The following is a 14,299-nucleotide window of genomic DNA, read 5'->3' as shown; positions in this document are numbered from 1 at the left end:
GGATAGCCTTCGGCCCAGACGCTGAAGATCAAGCAAACGAACAACCCGCGGCATTTGGAAGGGGGCGGCGGGAACTCGGGGGAGCCCGAACAGGAAGCGTCCAACAACACCTTCAAGAGACGTTGTTTTACAGGGAGAAGACAATGAAAACCAAATCTTTGCTTTTGGCGGCGGCAACTGCCGCTCTGACAGTTGGCATGGCCTTTGCCGAACCCGTAAAGGTCGGAATGATCACCACTTTGTCCGGCGGCGGTGCCGGATTGGGTATCGACGTGCGCGACGGTTTCATGCTGGCAGTCAAGCAATCCGGCAATTCCGACATTGAAGTCGTTATCGAGGATGACCAGAGAAAGCCGGATATCGCCGTGCAACTGGCCGACCGGATGATCCAATCCGACAAGGTGGATATCCTGACCGGAATCATCTGGTCGAACCTGGCGATGGCGGTTGTGCCGTCGGCGACCGCGCAGGGCAAGTTCTATTTGTCGCCAAATGCCGGACCTTCGGCCTTGGCGGGAAAAGGCTGTCACCAGAACTATTTCAACGTCGCATGGCAAAACGACAACCTGCATGAAGCAGCCGGTGCTTATGCAAAATCAACAGGTTACAAGAACAGCTTTATCCTTGCGCCCAACTATCCGGCGGGTCAGGATGCGCTGGCGGGCTACAAGCGCAAGTATGGTGGCGATCTGGCCGGCGAGGTTTACACCCAGCTAGGTCAAACCGACTATGCCGCAGAAATCGCCCAAATCCGGGCATCAGGCGCGGATAGCGTGTTCTTCTTTCTGCCGGGGGGTATGGGAATATCCTTCCTCAAGCAATACGCTGACAGTGGCGTCGACCTGCCTGTCGTCGGACCTGCCTTCAGCTTTGATCAGGGCATCCTTCAGGCGGTGGGAGCTGCGGCGCTTGGCGTGAAGAACACCAGCCAGTGGAACAAGGATATCGACAATGCCGCCAACAAAGCCTTTGTCGAAAGCTTCCAGGCTGAATATAGTCGCCTGCCTTCGCTCTATGCGTCGCAGGGGTTCGACACCGCAAACCTGATCCTTTCGGCCATGGCCAAAGCGGACGTGAACGATCAGGACGCGTTCCGTGCGGCGCTTGAAGACGCAGAGTTCGACTCGGTGCGCGGCGATTTCAAGTTCGGGCCGAACCACCACCCGATTCAGGACATCTATGTTCGCGAAGTCGTGCAGGAAGGTGATGTCTTCACCAACAAGATCCTGGGTGTCGCGCTGGAAGATCACGCCGACGTTTATGCGGCCGAATGCGAAATGTAAGATCCCGGCGGCGCAAGGCATTGTGCTTGCGCCGCCCTCTAGGATAGCGAAATGTCCTTCATTCTGCTGATTGAACAAATCCTGAATGGTTTGCAGTTCGGGGTGATGCTCTTTCTGACCGCCGCCGGTCTGACGCTGGTGTTCGGGGTGATGGGGCTTATCAACCTCGCCCATGGCTCGCTGTTCATGATTGGCGCTTTTGCCGCCGCAGCAACGGCTGCCGCAACAGGGAGTTTTGCGCTCGCACTGGCGGCCAGCCTTGCTGCGGCCGCAGCTGCCGGTGCATTGGTGGAGGTGCTGGTGATCCGGCAGCTGTACAATCGCGATCACCTCGATCAGGTTCTGGCGACTTTTGCCCTGATCCTGATTTTCTCTGAAGGAACCCGGTGGGTGTTCGGTTCGTTTCCCCTTTTCCTCAACATCCCGGATACCTTGTCCGGCCCGATCACCCTGCCCGGAGGCATTCAGTATCCGCTTTACCGGCTGACGATCATCGCCGTCGGCCTGATCGTTGCGGCCGGCCTGTTCCTGTTGATCTCGCGCACGCGGCTTGGCGTTCAGATCCGTGCCGGTGAGAGCGACCGCGAGATGATCGCGGCACTTGGCATCGATATCACCCGGCTTTACACCATCGTTTTTGCCCTTGGTGCGGCGCTGGCCGGATTGGCCGGCGCATTGGTCGGAGCAATCCAGTCTGTTCAGGTCGGCATGGGCGAGCCGGTGTTGATCCTTGCCTTTGTCGTGATCGTCATCGGCGGTATCGGGTCGATCAAGGGGGCGCTGGTCGGTTCGATCCTCGTCGGCGTAACCGACACGCTTGGGGGAGTACTGCTGCCGGCAACGTTCAAGCTTTTCATGGACCCGGCCTCGGCCACCTCGGTGGGGTCGGCACTGGCATCGATGTTGATCTACATCCTGATGGCGGTCGTGTTGATCGCGAAACCTACCGGACTGTACGGAGCACGCGCATGAGCCGCGAAAGTATCTTCAACGCAGTTCTGGCACTCGGTCTGTTGCTGTTTCCGCTGTGGGCATATGTGTCGGATGAACCGTTCATGATCACGCTGTCCACGCGGGTGGCCATTCTTGCGTTGGCGGGTGTTGGCCTCAACATCGCGTTGGGGCTGGGGGGCTTGGTCAGCCTTGGGCACGCGGCGTTCTTTGGAATCGGCGGGTATGCAATGGGCATCCTTGCCAGTCATGCCCAAAGCTATTCGCCCCTGATGCAGACACCGTTTTTGATAGAGGGAACCAAGTCGATGCCAGTTATCTGGTTGACGGCGCTGTTTGCCTCGGCGCTGGCCGCGCTGGTTATCGGCGCTCTTAGCCTGCGTACCACAGGTGTCTATTTCATCATGATCACCCTCGCCTTTGGCCAGATGCTGTTCTATTTCGCGATAAGCTGGCCCGCTTATGGCGGCGAAGACGGGTTGTCGATCTATGTCCGCAACGATTTCCCCGGTCTCAATACGTTGGATCCGATCCAGTTCTTTTTGATCGCATATGTGATCCTGGCGGCGGCACTCTTTCTGTCTGCAAGGCTTGCGAAATCGCCGTTTGGTCTGGCATTGAATGCGGCGCGTCAAACGGCGGAAAGAGTCGAAACCATCGGGATAACGCCCTATCGTTTGCGTCTGACCGCTTTTGTGATCTCAGGCATGATTACCGGACTTGCGGGTGCCCTATTTGCCGATCTCAATCGCTTTGTCAGTCCCACCATGTTCAGTTGGCAGACCTCAGGCGAGATCATGATCTTTATCATACTTGGCGGCACGGCCCGGCTGTTCGGCCCGGTGGCAGGCGCTGCTTTGTTCATTGCGCTGGAACACGTTCTTGGCGGATTGTCCGAATTCTGGCACGTCTATCTGGGCCTGCTTTTGCTGACTGTTGTTCTTTTCGCGCGCGGCGGCATCATCGGCACTTTGACCGGACAGGAGGCGCAGCATGGCTGAACCAGTCCTGTCCGTTCGCAGCATCACCAAGAGCTTTGGGGCGCTCAAGGCATCGGACGACGTGAGCCTTGATCTGCGTCCCGGTGAAATCCACGCCCTGATCGGCCCGAACGGCGCCGGTAAATCCACCCTGATCAAACAGATAGCCGGCGGACTGAAGCCGGATAGCGGAGAGGTTCATTTTCTCGGGCAGAATGTGACGGCGTTGAGCACGGTTCAGCGCGCGCGAATGGGTTTGGGACGCACATTTCAGATATCCGCGCTGGCGATGCAGGACACGGTTCTGCAAAACGCCCTGCTGGGGGCGCTCGGGGCCAGCGGCAGGCCCTATCGGTTCTTTCGCCCGGTCCTCAGGGACAAGTCCCTTCGTGGCATCGCCGAGCATGCATTGGATCGTGTCGGCCTGTCCGATCATGCGGCCATTCGCACTTCGGACCTGTCGCATGGGCAGCGCCGGCAGTTGGAGGTTGCCGTGGCTCTAACCCTCAATCCGCGCGCCTTCATCATGGATGAACCCATGGCCGGGCTTGGCGCCAGTGGATCGAAACATCTGACCGGATTTCTAAACGAGTTGCGGCATGAAGCGCCCATTTTGCTGGTCGAACATGATATGGACGCCGTTTTTGCCCTGGCCGACCGGATCAGCGTGCTGGTCTATGGCGAAGTGATCGCCACCGGAACGGTCGACGAAATCCGCGCTCATCCCGAGGTGCGCCGCGCGTATCTGGGAGAGGATGCATGAGCCTGCTGAGCCTTACCAATGTCTCGGCTTTTTATGGTGCGTCGCAAGCGCTGTTCAAGGTCAACCTACGGGTGAATGAAGGTGCAGTCATATCACTGATGGGCCGCAACGGGATGGGCAAAACGACCACGGTCAAAACGATCCTGCGGATGCTGCCGGTTGCTGGCGGCGAGTTGATGTTCGACGGCCACGACCTGCGCCGTTTGCCCAGCCACAAGGCCGCAAGACTCGGCCTGGGCCTCGTACCCGAAGGTCGGCGGTGCTTTCCGAACCTGAGCGTCGAAGAAAACCTGACGGCCGCCGCCCGCCCGGGTCATTGGGACATGAAACGAATATCCGCCCTGTTTCCACGATTGCAGGAGCGGCGGTCGCAATCCGCGGCTTCGCTTTCAGGCGGCGAGCAGCAAATGCTTGCAATTGGCCGCGCCCTGATGACCAACCCGCGCCTGCTGATCCTCGACGAAGCGACCGAAGGTCTGGCCCCGATCGTGCGACAGGAAATCTGGGCCGCCATCGCGACTTTGAAGCGGGAAACGGGGCTGGCAATCTTGGTCATCGACAAATCGCTGAAGGAACTAACGGAAGTGGCCGACGAAGCTGTTATCCTGCAACGTGGTGAAACTGTCTGGCATGGCGCGATGGGCGCGCTGACCCCGGATGTCACCGACAAATACCTGGGAGTGTGACCATGGCGTATCAGTGGAAACAAAAGGTTCTGTTCAAACACTGCGACCCGGCGGGGATCGTGTTCTATCCCCGCTACGTCGAAATGATCAACGATTGTGTCGAGGCGTTCTTTTACGACGCGTTGGACTATCCGTTCGAGGGGTTTCACAAACTCGACGCCGGTGTGCCAACTGTCCAGATCGAATCGACGTTTCACGCGCCCAGTTATCACGGCGACATGCTGGATTTTTCATTGCAGCCCGTGTCGGTCGGGCGCAGCAGTTTCGGCTTTGCAATGACCGCAACCTGCAATGGAGAAGCGCGGATGAGCGTAAAAGCAACGTTGGTCCATGTGCAAGGTCACAAGTCGGCCCCATGGCCCCAAGCGGTACGTGACAGGCTTTCCCAGATGATTGGAGGCACAGCATGAGCAATCAGGTGATACATCCCGAGGGCTGGTTGCCCGCCAAGGGCTATGCGAACGGTACGTTGGCCGACGACGGCACACTCTATGTCGGAGGCCAGGTCGGATGGACGGCCGAACAGGTTTTTGAGACGGACGATTTCATCGGTCAGATGGAACAGACTTTGCGAAACATTGCGGACGTGGTGCACGCCGCTGGTGGAGCGGTTACCGACATTACCCGGCTCACCTGGTATGTGACGGACAAAAGGGAGTACCTTGCCCGCCAACGCGAAGTAGGTGAAGCCTATCGCAAGATAATGGGTCGGCATTTCCCGGCTATGACAATGGTTGTCGTTGCCGGGCTGGTTGAGGATGGTGCGCTGCTCGAAATCGAAGCGACAGCAAAACTAGCGCCAAAAAAACACTAGATATTCAAGAAACGCGCATCCGTATTCAGGAGAGCCTGCGATGGCACAAGAGGATAACAAGGACCGCCTGCTCAAACGCGGGATCGAAGATACGTTGGTCACCGACTTTGCCAATACCCACCGCAAGAGTTATGGCGACTTTCTTCAACTCAAGACGCTGCTGAGTATCCAGAAGACCTTTCAGGACCCCGCGCAACCTGACGAGATGCTGTTCATCATCATCCACCAGGTCAGCGAGCTGTGGCTCAAACTCATGCATCATCAGCTGGTCGAGGTGCGCAGGTTCCTGCAACAGGACGACTTTGGCCCGGCAATGAAGAACCTCGACAGGATCAAGGCCATCCAGCGACAACTGATCTCGGCATGGGATACCCTGCTGACCATGACGCCAGCCGATTACATGACCTTCCGGAACGCGTTGGGGAACTCTTCGGGGTTTCAGAGCTACGGATACCGCCAGATCGAGTTCATTCTTGGCAACAAGGACGTCTCGACACTGAAGGTTCACGAACATGACCCGGACGTCATGGAGATGCTGTACGCAGCACTGACGAAACCCTCGCTATATGACGAAGTTCTTCACATGCTGGCGAGACAGGGGTTCGACGTTCCGCAAGAGCTGTTGGATCGGGACTATTCTCAGCCCTATTCCGGTGATCCTCGCATCGTGAAGATTTGGGTCGAAGTATTCCGAAATACCGAGAAATACTGGGATCTTTATGCCTTGGCCGAAAAGCTGATGGATGTGGAGTCGCTGTTTCAGAGGTGGCGGTTCGATCATGCGACTGCGGTTGAGAGGGTGATCGGAATGCAGCCGGGTACAGGCGGATCAAGTGGCGTGGCATTCCTGAGAAAGGCTCTTGAGCTCAAGTTCTTCCATGACCTCTATGACATGCGGACAGAACTGATGTACCGGCAGGGAGCCTGAATGTGCTGTATCGTGGCTTCTCTCGCGAGGAACTGGCGCTTGAATATTCACCCAGCGCCATGGTCGGCGGGGATATCACACCCTATCTGGCCAGTTATGCAGCCCTGAGTGCCGAGGCCCGTGCTGATCTGACAGTTCGGGATAACCTGGATTATGGGAAAGAGCCAAGCCATGTCCTAGACTATTTTCCCGGACGAGAAGCCAACTCTCCTTTGCATATATTCATTCACGGAGGCTATTGGCAGGCGCTCAGCCAACACGAATCTTCGATGATGGCCCCTGCCCTGATCGAAACGGGTCACGCCTTTGCCACGCTGAACTATACGCTCGCGCCGGTCGCCCGACTGGGTGATATGATTTTGGAATGCCGTACGGCGTTGATGTGGCTGGCACAGAATTCCGAACCATTGGGGTTTGACCCTGCGCGCGTCACGCTATCGGGCCACAGCGCCGGCGGGCATCTGGCGGCGATGGTTATGGCATCCGCAGCCGCGGACTTGGCCAATGCGGGTATGATGATTCAAAACGTAATCTTGGTTAGTGGCGTTTTCGACCTGGAGCCCATTGCGCTGACCCCCGTCAATGACCCGCTGCAACTGACCGATAAAGAAATTCAGGCGTTGTCACCAATGCAAAACCTGCCCCTTATCGGGCCGCATTACCGGGTGACGGTTGCTGAACGTGACACACCCGAGTTCATCCGTCAAAGCCGCGACTATGCCGAGGCTTTGCGCAAAGCCGGACACTCTGTCAGTTTTGACCTGCAAAAGGGGATGCACCATTTCGATATCATTTTGCATTCGGGAACCTTTTTGGCGCGGTAGTGCACAATCTCTCAACTCCGAAAGACGCGGTATATCGCGGGGATCACGAGGACCGTCAAAAGCGTCGAGGACAGTAAGCCAAAGAGCAACGACAAGGCGAGGCCCTGAAAGATCGGATCGGCCAAGATCACGACTGCGCCAATCATCGCGGCCAGGGCTGTCAGAAGGATAGGTTTAAAGCGTATCGACCCGGCTTCGATAAGAATATCGATCTTCGATTTGCCCTCGGGGTCCGCATGTCGGATGAAATCCACCAACAGGATCGAGTTGCGTACAATGATCCCGGCCAGTGCAATGAAACCGATCATTGACGGGGCAGAGAACGGTGCATTCCACCACCAATGCCCCAGCATGATCCCGACAAAGGTCAGCGGGATCGGTGTCAGGATCACCAGCGGCAACTTGAACGACCCGAACTGCCCGACCACGAGGATGTAAATACCCAGCAAGGCCACGGCAAATGCCGCGCCCATGTCGCGGAAGGTGACATAGGTGACCTCCCATTCGCCGTCCCACAACAGGGTTGGATGTGTGTCATCTTCGGGTTGGCCGTTGAAACGGATTTCCGGCTTTGTCCCTTCGTCCCACTCCATCCCCTCGATCAGATCGGCAACCGCCAACATACCATAAATCGGAGCCTCGAACGCACCGGCCAATTCGGCCTGAACCATTTCTGCCGCGCGTCCGTTGCGCCGAAATATCGGGAACGAGGCCTGTTCGTCGACAATGTCCACCACGTCACCCAATTCGATCACCCCGCGTGATCCCGGCAATGTGTTGGCAGGCACTGGCGTGGACAGGAAACGTTCATCCATGACCCGGTGGGCCTTGTCACGCTCGATCACGATGGGCAAAGGCGGTCGACCTTCGCCACGATGCGAATAGCCCACTGTATTGCTGGAGCCGAGTATGGCAAGCGTGTCAAAGACGTCCTGCTCCTGCACACCGAAATATTCCAGTTGATCGGTCGACAAAACGGCACGCAGGCGGCGCGGTTGGGTTCCGAAACTGTCATCGACATCGACGACAAACGGAACCTCTTCGAAAGCATCTCGCACTTTCTGAGCAACCGCACGGCGCGTCTGGCCGTCAGGGCCATAGATTTCGGCAAGCATCGTCGACAACACCGGCGGCCCCGGAGGCGGTTCGACCGTTTTCAGACTGGTTCCGACGGGTACATCCAGTTGCGCAATCCGTTCACGGATATCCAGCGCGATCTCATGGCTGGTTCGCGTACGGTCGTGTTTCGGCAACAGGTTGATCTGAACATCGCCAAGATGCGCAGACTTGCGCAGATAATAGTGCCGAACCAACCCGTTGAAATTGAACGGCGCGGCATCGGCCGCATGGGTCTGGACCGCGACGACCTCAGGTACTTCGAGAACTGCGCGGGCCACATCCTGCGCCACTGCATCCGTGGCTTCAACCGATGTGCCTTCCGGCAAGTCGATGACAACCGAAAGCTCCGACTTGTTGTCGAATGGCAAAAGCTTGACTGTCACGTCCTTGGTGTAGATCAATCCAAGCGATCCGAAAGACAAGATGGCGGTCGCCAGCAGAAACAAACCCGCACGAGTTTTGGTTTTCAGCAGCGGGCGCGCGACGGATTCGTAAAGACGCCCCAACCGACCGCCGCGTTCCTCACCTGCATGCGCCGGGGCGTGGCCGGCGATCTTGACCATCAACCACGGGGTTATGATCACCGCGACGAAAAAGGAAAAGATCATTGCAGCCGAGGCATTGGCGGGGATCGGGCTCATATACGGGCCCATCAGACCCGAAACGAACAGCATCGGCAGCAAGGCGGCTACAACGGTCAACGTTGCGATGATCGTGGGGTTGCCAACCTCGGCCACCGCACGGATGGCCTTGGAAACTCGCGTTTCCTTATCCGGCATAGCCCAGTGGCGCGCGATGTTTTCGATCACGACAATGGCGTCATCGACCAGGATCCCGATCGAAAAGATGAGCGCGAAAAGAGACACCCGGTTGAGCGTGTAGCCCATGATCCAAGCCGAAAACAGCGTCAACAGAATGGTCACGGGGATCACGATGGCCACAACCATGCTTTCCCGCCAGCCAATCGCGATCAGCACAAGGCCGACGATGGATACCGTTGCAAGACCAAGGTGAAACAATAACTCGTTGGCCTTTTCGTTGGCGGTATCGCCATAGTCGCGCGTGACCTCGACATGCACACTGTTTGGGATCAGATCACCTTCAAGCTGGTGCACCCGGTGCAGGATCGCCTCGCCCACAACCACCGCATTTGCCCCGGCGCGTTTGGCAAGTGCGAGCGTCACGGCAGGCGTGCGGGTTATTTCCCCGTTTGCACCGCGAGAAACGTTGGCCACGATCCGGTCTGTTGTATCGGGAACATAGCTGACGTCGGCGACATCGCGAACATAAACAGGGCGATTGTCGCGTGTGGTCAGCAGAAGGTCCGAGATGTCCTTGGGGGCTTGCAGGGTTTGACCAGCCACAAATCCTATCTGCTGTCCCCGATCCCGCAGATTGCCTGTTGGGAAAGACCGGTTAGCGGCCTGCACTTTTTGGGACAATTGCTGGAGAGTGACCCCATAGAGGGCAAGCCTGTCAGGGTCAGGCGCGATCCGGATCGCATCCGTAGCTTCGCCGACGACATAGGTCAGGCCCACGTCTTCGATCTTGGCAAGTTCCACCTTCAATTCACGAGCAACACGTGTCAGATCACTTGCCGTGACACCCTGCCCGCTTTCCGAGGGCGTCAGTGTCAGCGTCATGATCGCAACATCGTCGATCCCGCGCCCTACAATCAACGGGTCGGAAATACCGTAGGGAATGCGGTCCAGATTGGCGCGTACCTTTTCATGAACACGCAGAATGGCCGCATCTGCTGGGGTTCCGACGAGAAATCTGGCGGAGACAATCGCGAGATCATCATAGGTGGTCGAATATACATGTTCGACGTCATTGATGCCTTTGACAATCGTTTCCAACGGTTCGGTAATCAGCTTGACGGCATCATCAGCCTTGAGGCCCGGGGCCTGTACGTGAATGTCCACAAGCGGAACCGAGATTTGCGGCTCTTCCTCGCGCGGCAAAGCCCCAAGCGCCACAAACCCCATCACGAGTGCTACGATGATCATCAGCGGCGTCAGGGCCGACTGAATGAAGGCCCTTGTCAATCCGCCCGCAACCCCGAGCGGCACCTTGCCGAACTCACTCATGTCCGACCACCACTATGTCGCCTTCTGACAGGCCAGTCAGAACCTCGGCCATGTGCCTGCCATCAATCGATATCTTGCGGCCGATCACAACCGTTCTGTCAATCTCTTCTTCAACGTCCAGCCGGATCCGAACGAAATCCAATCCACGGCGGTTATTGACAGCTTCTTCAGGGATCAGGAGTCCCATTCTCTCCCCTACGGGAAGACGAACGAGAACTCGCGCATTGACGTAGCGGCTTTCGAGGCCCTCCACGTCCACGTCAGCGGTCACCCTTCCGTTTTCGATTTCGGGATAGAGTTTGACGATCGTACCGCCGACACTGTTGCCCCTTTCTTCGATGCGAATTTTGTCACCTTCAGTCAGCGAAGTCGCGTGGCGTTCTGGGACGGACAGTCGCAGATAAAGCCCGCCGCCTCCGATCCTGGCTACCTCTTCCCCAGGCAGAACGACCGACCCTTCGGTCACAGGTACGGCAAGAACTACGCCATTGAGCGGAACAAGCACCGCGCCTTCTTGTGTCTGCTGTTCCAGCACCTGCTTTTCGGCACGCGTCGCCGAGATTTCGTTTTCCATAACGCTGACTCTGGTCCGTAACAGATCAACCTGTTGGCTTGACATAACGCCGCGTTCAAACAGTTCCTCTCCGCGTTTCAACTCGGCATTTGCGTTTGCCAGCTGCGCGGTCAGCGCTTCGATGCGCCCGCTGACCGTCTGTATCCGGAAAGCGAGCTTCTCATCTTCAATCAGACCGATCTGTTGTCCGCTGGTGACGCTATCCCCTTCGCTGACTGAAAGCTGTGTGATCGTGCCGCCCAGGCGGGACCGCGCAGATATCTGGTCGCGGGCTTCGATCTGGCCGAATACGGCCTTCCATTCAACAATCGGCAAAGCCTTAACCGGAAAGGAATCATCGGCAAAGGCCGCGGCAGGAATTGCCGTCAGACACAACGCAGTGAGGGTCTTGAAGTTCATTACGCACCTCATTTGGTTGCTATTGGCCGGTCGCAACTAAGTGGATTTCAACTAGAACGCCGAACCAGCCTTTAGGCCCAGCTTCTTGAACAGCATGGCTGCGGGGCAGAATCCGGTAAACGAGGACTGGATCATGTTTATTCCGATAAATACGGTAAACCACATCCACAAGGGCGATACGAAAACCGTGAGCACGACGCTCAGCAGAACCATCAGTCCGGCGAACAACATTACAGTGCGATCGAGTGTCATGACGTGAATTCCTTTGAAATTGACATTGGCATCATGCCTGTCCATCACTTTCACATAATTGAATGCATCATCACATTCAATAAGGAGAATGTTTATTTTGGCACGTCTCAATAAATTACCAGGATGGCGGAGAAGCCAATTGACATGGTAGACTGAACTGGCAACCCATTTTCTTGTCGCTAAGCGGGGAAAGCCGTGCAGCGCTTTCAAAACAGAGCGGAAGCTGGAAAAGTCCTTGCCGCGGCAATTGCCGCAAAAGGCTATGCAGATCCGGTGATCTTGGCACTGCCCCGGGGCGGAGTACCGGTGGCCATCGAAGTCACGCGAGAATTGCACGCACCGCTGGACCTGCTGATGGTGCGCAAGATCGGCGCACCCGATCAACCCGAACTGGCGGTTGGAGCAGTGGTCAACGGAGATCACCCCGAATTCGAAACGAATATCGAAGTCGCGCGCGCACTAGGACTTACGCCGGAAGACGTTGAACAAATGGCCAATGCACGGCTTGAGGAGATAAGGCGACGCCGCGCCAAGTATCTCGATGGCAGGCAACAAGTTCCGATCGACGGACGGACAGCCATCATTGTGGACGACGGTATCGCGACCGGCGCAACTGTCAGGGTCGCGATCAAGGCATTGCGACGCCGTTCCCCTAAAGCGATCATCCTTGCAGTCCCGGTCGCGCCCGTCGAAGTGATCAACACCCTGCGTTCGAAGGTGGACGATATTGTCTGTCTTGCCACTCCTGTCCCGTTCTGGGCCGTGGGCGCGCACTATTCCGATTTTCAGCAAACAACAGATGAAGAAGTGACACGCCTGCTGATTGAGGCGAGCCTGATCTCGGACCAAGCCAGAAAACGACCGCCCGGACGACCGTAAAAAACACTGCAATCGGGATGCTTCTGGTTCTTGAAGAGGCCGCGGGGCCATGTTACCTGACGCCTGTTCGGAAGCGTGAGTGAGTGGTTGAAACTACCGGTCTTGAAAACCGGCGTACGTGAGAGCGTACCGTGGGTTCGAATCCCACCGCTTCCGCCACATTTTTTTCAAAGTGCCAACCACTCCAAGACTTTGAAGCCCATGTCACGATGCACTATCGACGTCGCCTGCTATCATTCGGTTACAGCCCGAATGGCGCGACATACGGTATCAAGCGCCTGATCCAACTCAATCCGACTGATGACTAATGGCGGCGACAGCGTCAGCACACACCCCTGACTGATCTTGAAACTGACACCGTTTTCCAGACAGGAATAGTAAATCTGTTCCGCCTTGGCATTGCCGGGTTGTTTGCTGGTCCTGTCCTCAACGATTTCAATCCCGAACATCAGGCCACGCCCCCTGACATCACCGACGATCGGATTACCGGCCAGTTCTTCGTTGAGCCGGTTGATGGCATAGTCTCCCAACTCTTCCGATCGCTCGACCAACCCCTCGTCCTCGATAATCTCGATGGTGGTCAGGGCGGCGCGGGCGGTAACCGGGTTCTTCTCATGCGTGTAATGACCAATCGCGAAATCACCACAAACATCCAGATCCTGGCGCGCGATACAGGCCGCGATGGGGAGAATCCCCCCACCCAGGGCTTTCCCCAAAGTGACGATGTCCGGAATGATCTCGTCATGTTCGAAAGCAAACATTTTGCCGGTTTTCCCAAGACCGGTTGGGATCTCGTCCATGATCAAGAGCGCGCCGTGGCGGTTGCAGGCATCACGAACAGCCTTCCAAAACCCGACGGGCGGCACATAGGGAACAGCGCGCATGGGTTCAGCAATAACCGCAGCGATATCGCCTTCGCGTTCCAGAACGAATTCCACCATTCGCGCGCAAGCCAACCCGCAAGTGTCCGGACCGCTGTGATTGTAAGGACAGCGATAGCAAGCGAATGGGGCGACGTGTTCGGCTCCCGACAGCAACGGCCCGGCGATATGACTACGAAATGTGGCTTCGCCACCAACCGATGCCGCACCAAAACCCGCTCCGTGAAAAGCATCCCAAAACGAGATGGTCTTGAATCGGCCCGTCGCGGCCCGCGCTATCTTCAGCGCTACCTCGTTTGCGTCCGACCCGCCTGTTGTAAACAGAACCTTTCCCAAATCTCCGGGGCTGATTTCTGCCAGCTTTTCGGCCAGTTGCACGGCCGGCTCATTGGTAAACCGTCGCGGTGCGAACGGCAGTTCGTCCAGTTGAGCCTTAATTGCCTCGACCAAGCGGGGGTGACCGTACCCGATATGGTGAACCGAGTTACCGTGGAAATCCATATAGCGTCGGGCTTCGAGATCTTCAATCCAGATCCCTTCGGCCTTGACAATGGTACTGACGCAGGGGCTGGACAAGCTTTGGTGCAGGAAAACCTCGGCATCTCTACGCAACAGCGATTCAGAGGCCGGGCCATTGGATTTCTCCAACCAGGTCCTTCGCGCGTCGGATCGGTTCGATTCGCCTTCGGTGTGAACGATCATGTCGGGTCTCGCCTGGTTGGATGCTGCAGTGTTCCCTGTCCGGGAAATATGGAAATCTAAACCTCCCAGTTTATCATGTTGGCCATGGCAGGGAGTATGTTTTGACGTTTGTGAAGAACTTCATGGCTTCGATGACGCCTTCTTTTACGCCGTTTCCGCTGTCCTTGATGCCGC

Annotated in this window: 14 protein-coding genes and 1 tRNA gene; 11 read left to right on the top strand and 4 right to left on the bottom strand. The window is 56.9% G+C overall.

Annotation, left to right across the window (positions count from 1 at the left end):
• The first annotated feature begins 143 nt into the window (after positions 1-143).
• From ACR0LZ_RS02010 to ACR0LZ_RS01970, 9 genes are read left to right on the top strand one after another with little or no spacing between them, the layout of a single operon-like run.
• Positions 144-1,283 carry an ABC transporter substrate-binding protein gene (locus ACR0LZ_RS02010; RefSeq protein WP_480748104.1) on the top strand — a complete coding sequence of 380 codons (1,140 nt, stop codon included), beginning with the start codon at positions 144-146 and terminating at the stop codon, positions 1,281-1,283.
• 51 nt (positions 1,284-1,334) lie between these two features.
• Entirely contained in the window at positions 1,335-2,255 is a 921-nt protein-coding gene (locus ACR0LZ_RS02005; RefSeq protein WP_480748103.1) for a branched-chain amino acid ABC transporter permease, read from the top strand.
• Complete coding sequence (locus ACR0LZ_RS02000) at positions 2,252-3,235, top strand: branched-chain amino acid ABC transporter permease (RefSeq protein WP_480748102.1); 984 nt, start codon at positions 2,252-2,254, stop codon at positions 3,233-3,235. The genes ACR0LZ_RS02005 and ACR0LZ_RS02000 overlap by 4 nt, the downstream gene beginning before the upstream one ends.
• Positions 3,228-3,977 (top strand): ABC transporter ATP-binding protein, encoded by a 750-nt coding sequence (locus tag ACR0LZ_RS01995; protein ID WP_480748101.1) that lies wholly within the window; start codon positions 3,228-3,230, stop codon positions 3,975-3,977. Before ACR0LZ_RS02000 ends, ACR0LZ_RS01995 begins: the two co-directional genes overlap by 8 nt.
• Entirely contained in the window at positions 3,974-4,663 is a 690-nt protein-coding gene (locus ACR0LZ_RS01990; RefSeq protein ID WP_480748100.1) for an ABC transporter ATP-binding protein, read from the top strand. Before ACR0LZ_RS01995 ends, ACR0LZ_RS01990 begins: the two co-directional genes overlap by 4 nt.
• Positions 4,664-4,665: 2 nt before the next feature.
• A complete protein-coding gene (locus ACR0LZ_RS01985; RefSeq protein WP_480748099.1) occupies positions 4,666-5,073 on the top strand; it encodes an acyl-CoA thioesterase in 408 nt (135 codons plus the stop codon).
• Positions 5,070-5,477 carry a RidA family protein gene (locus ACR0LZ_RS01980; protein WP_480748098.1) on the top strand — a complete coding sequence of 136 codons (408 nt, stop codon included), beginning with the start codon at positions 5,070-5,072 and terminating at the stop codon, positions 5,475-5,477. Before ACR0LZ_RS01985 ends, ACR0LZ_RS01980 begins: the two co-directional genes overlap by 4 nt.
• A gap of 40 nt (positions 5,478-5,517) precedes the next feature.
• Positions 5,518-6,405 (top strand): tryptophan 2,3-dioxygenase, encoded by an 888-nt coding sequence (locus ACR0LZ_RS01975; protein ID WP_480748097.1) that lies wholly within the window; start codon positions 5,518-5,520, stop codon positions 6,403-6,405.
• A gap of 2 nt (positions 6,406-6,407) precedes the next feature.
• Positions 6,408-7,229 (top strand): alpha/beta hydrolase, encoded by an 822-nt coding sequence (locus tag ACR0LZ_RS01970; protein WP_480748096.1) that lies wholly within the window; start codon positions 6,408-6,410, stop codon positions 7,227-7,229.
• A gap of 11 nt (positions 7,230-7,240) precedes the next feature.
• Here the strand turns inward: ACR0LZ_RS01970 and ACR0LZ_RS01965 are convergent, their stop codons facing one another.
• The 3 genes from ACR0LZ_RS01965 to ACR0LZ_RS01955 are packed head-to-tail and all read right to left on the bottom strand — an operon-like array spanning position 7,241 to position 11,663.
• Entirely contained in the window at positions 7,241-10,438 is a 3,198-nt protein-coding gene (locus ACR0LZ_RS01965) for an efflux RND transporter permease subunit (RefSeq protein ID WP_480748095.1), read from the bottom strand.
• Positions 10,431-11,411, bottom strand: coding sequence for an efflux RND transporter periplasmic adaptor subunit (locus ACR0LZ_RS01960; protein WP_480748094.1), 981 nt, complete (start codon positions 11,409-11,411; stop codon positions 10,431-10,433). The genes ACR0LZ_RS01965 and ACR0LZ_RS01960 overlap by 8 nt, the downstream gene beginning before the upstream one ends.
• A 51-nt stretch (positions 11,412-11,462) precedes the next feature.
• Positions 11,463-11,663: a YgaP family membrane protein gene (locus tag ACR0LZ_RS01955; protein ID WP_480748093.1), complete on the bottom strand. Its 201-nt coding sequence runs from the start codon at positions 11,661-11,663 to the stop codon at positions 11,463-11,465.
• Between the two features lie 195 nt (positions 11,664-11,858).
• Between ACR0LZ_RS01955 and ACR0LZ_RS01950 the strand changes: the two genes are divergently transcribed.
• Both ACR0LZ_RS01950 and ACR0LZ_RS01945 read left to right on the top strand, forming a co-directional pair.
• Complete coding sequence (locus tag ACR0LZ_RS01950; protein ID WP_480748092.1) at positions 11,859-12,542, top strand: phosphoribosyltransferase; 684 nt, start codon at positions 11,859-11,861, stop codon at positions 12,540-12,542.
• 69 nt (positions 12,543-12,611) lie between these two features.
• Positions 12,612-12,701: transfer RNA gene (locus ACR0LZ_RS01945), tRNA-Ser, on the top strand.
• A 74-nt stretch (positions 12,702-12,775) separates the two neighbouring features.
• Here ACR0LZ_RS01945 and pbfA read toward each other — a convergent pair.
• Positions 12,776-14,125 (bottom strand): (R)-1-hydroxy-2-aminoethylphosphonate ammonia-lyase, encoded by a 1,350-nt coding sequence (gene pbfA, locus ACR0LZ_RS01940; RefSeq protein ID WP_480748091.1) that lies wholly within the window; start codon positions 14,123-14,125, stop codon positions 12,776-12,778.
• Positions 14,126-14,299 lie beyond the last annotated feature (174 nt).

This window comes from Ruegeria sp. CI1 (assembly GCF_056536925.1).
The sequence above is the reverse complement of the archived record's forward strand: the minus strand, read 5'-3'. Positions and strand labels throughout refer to the sequence as shown.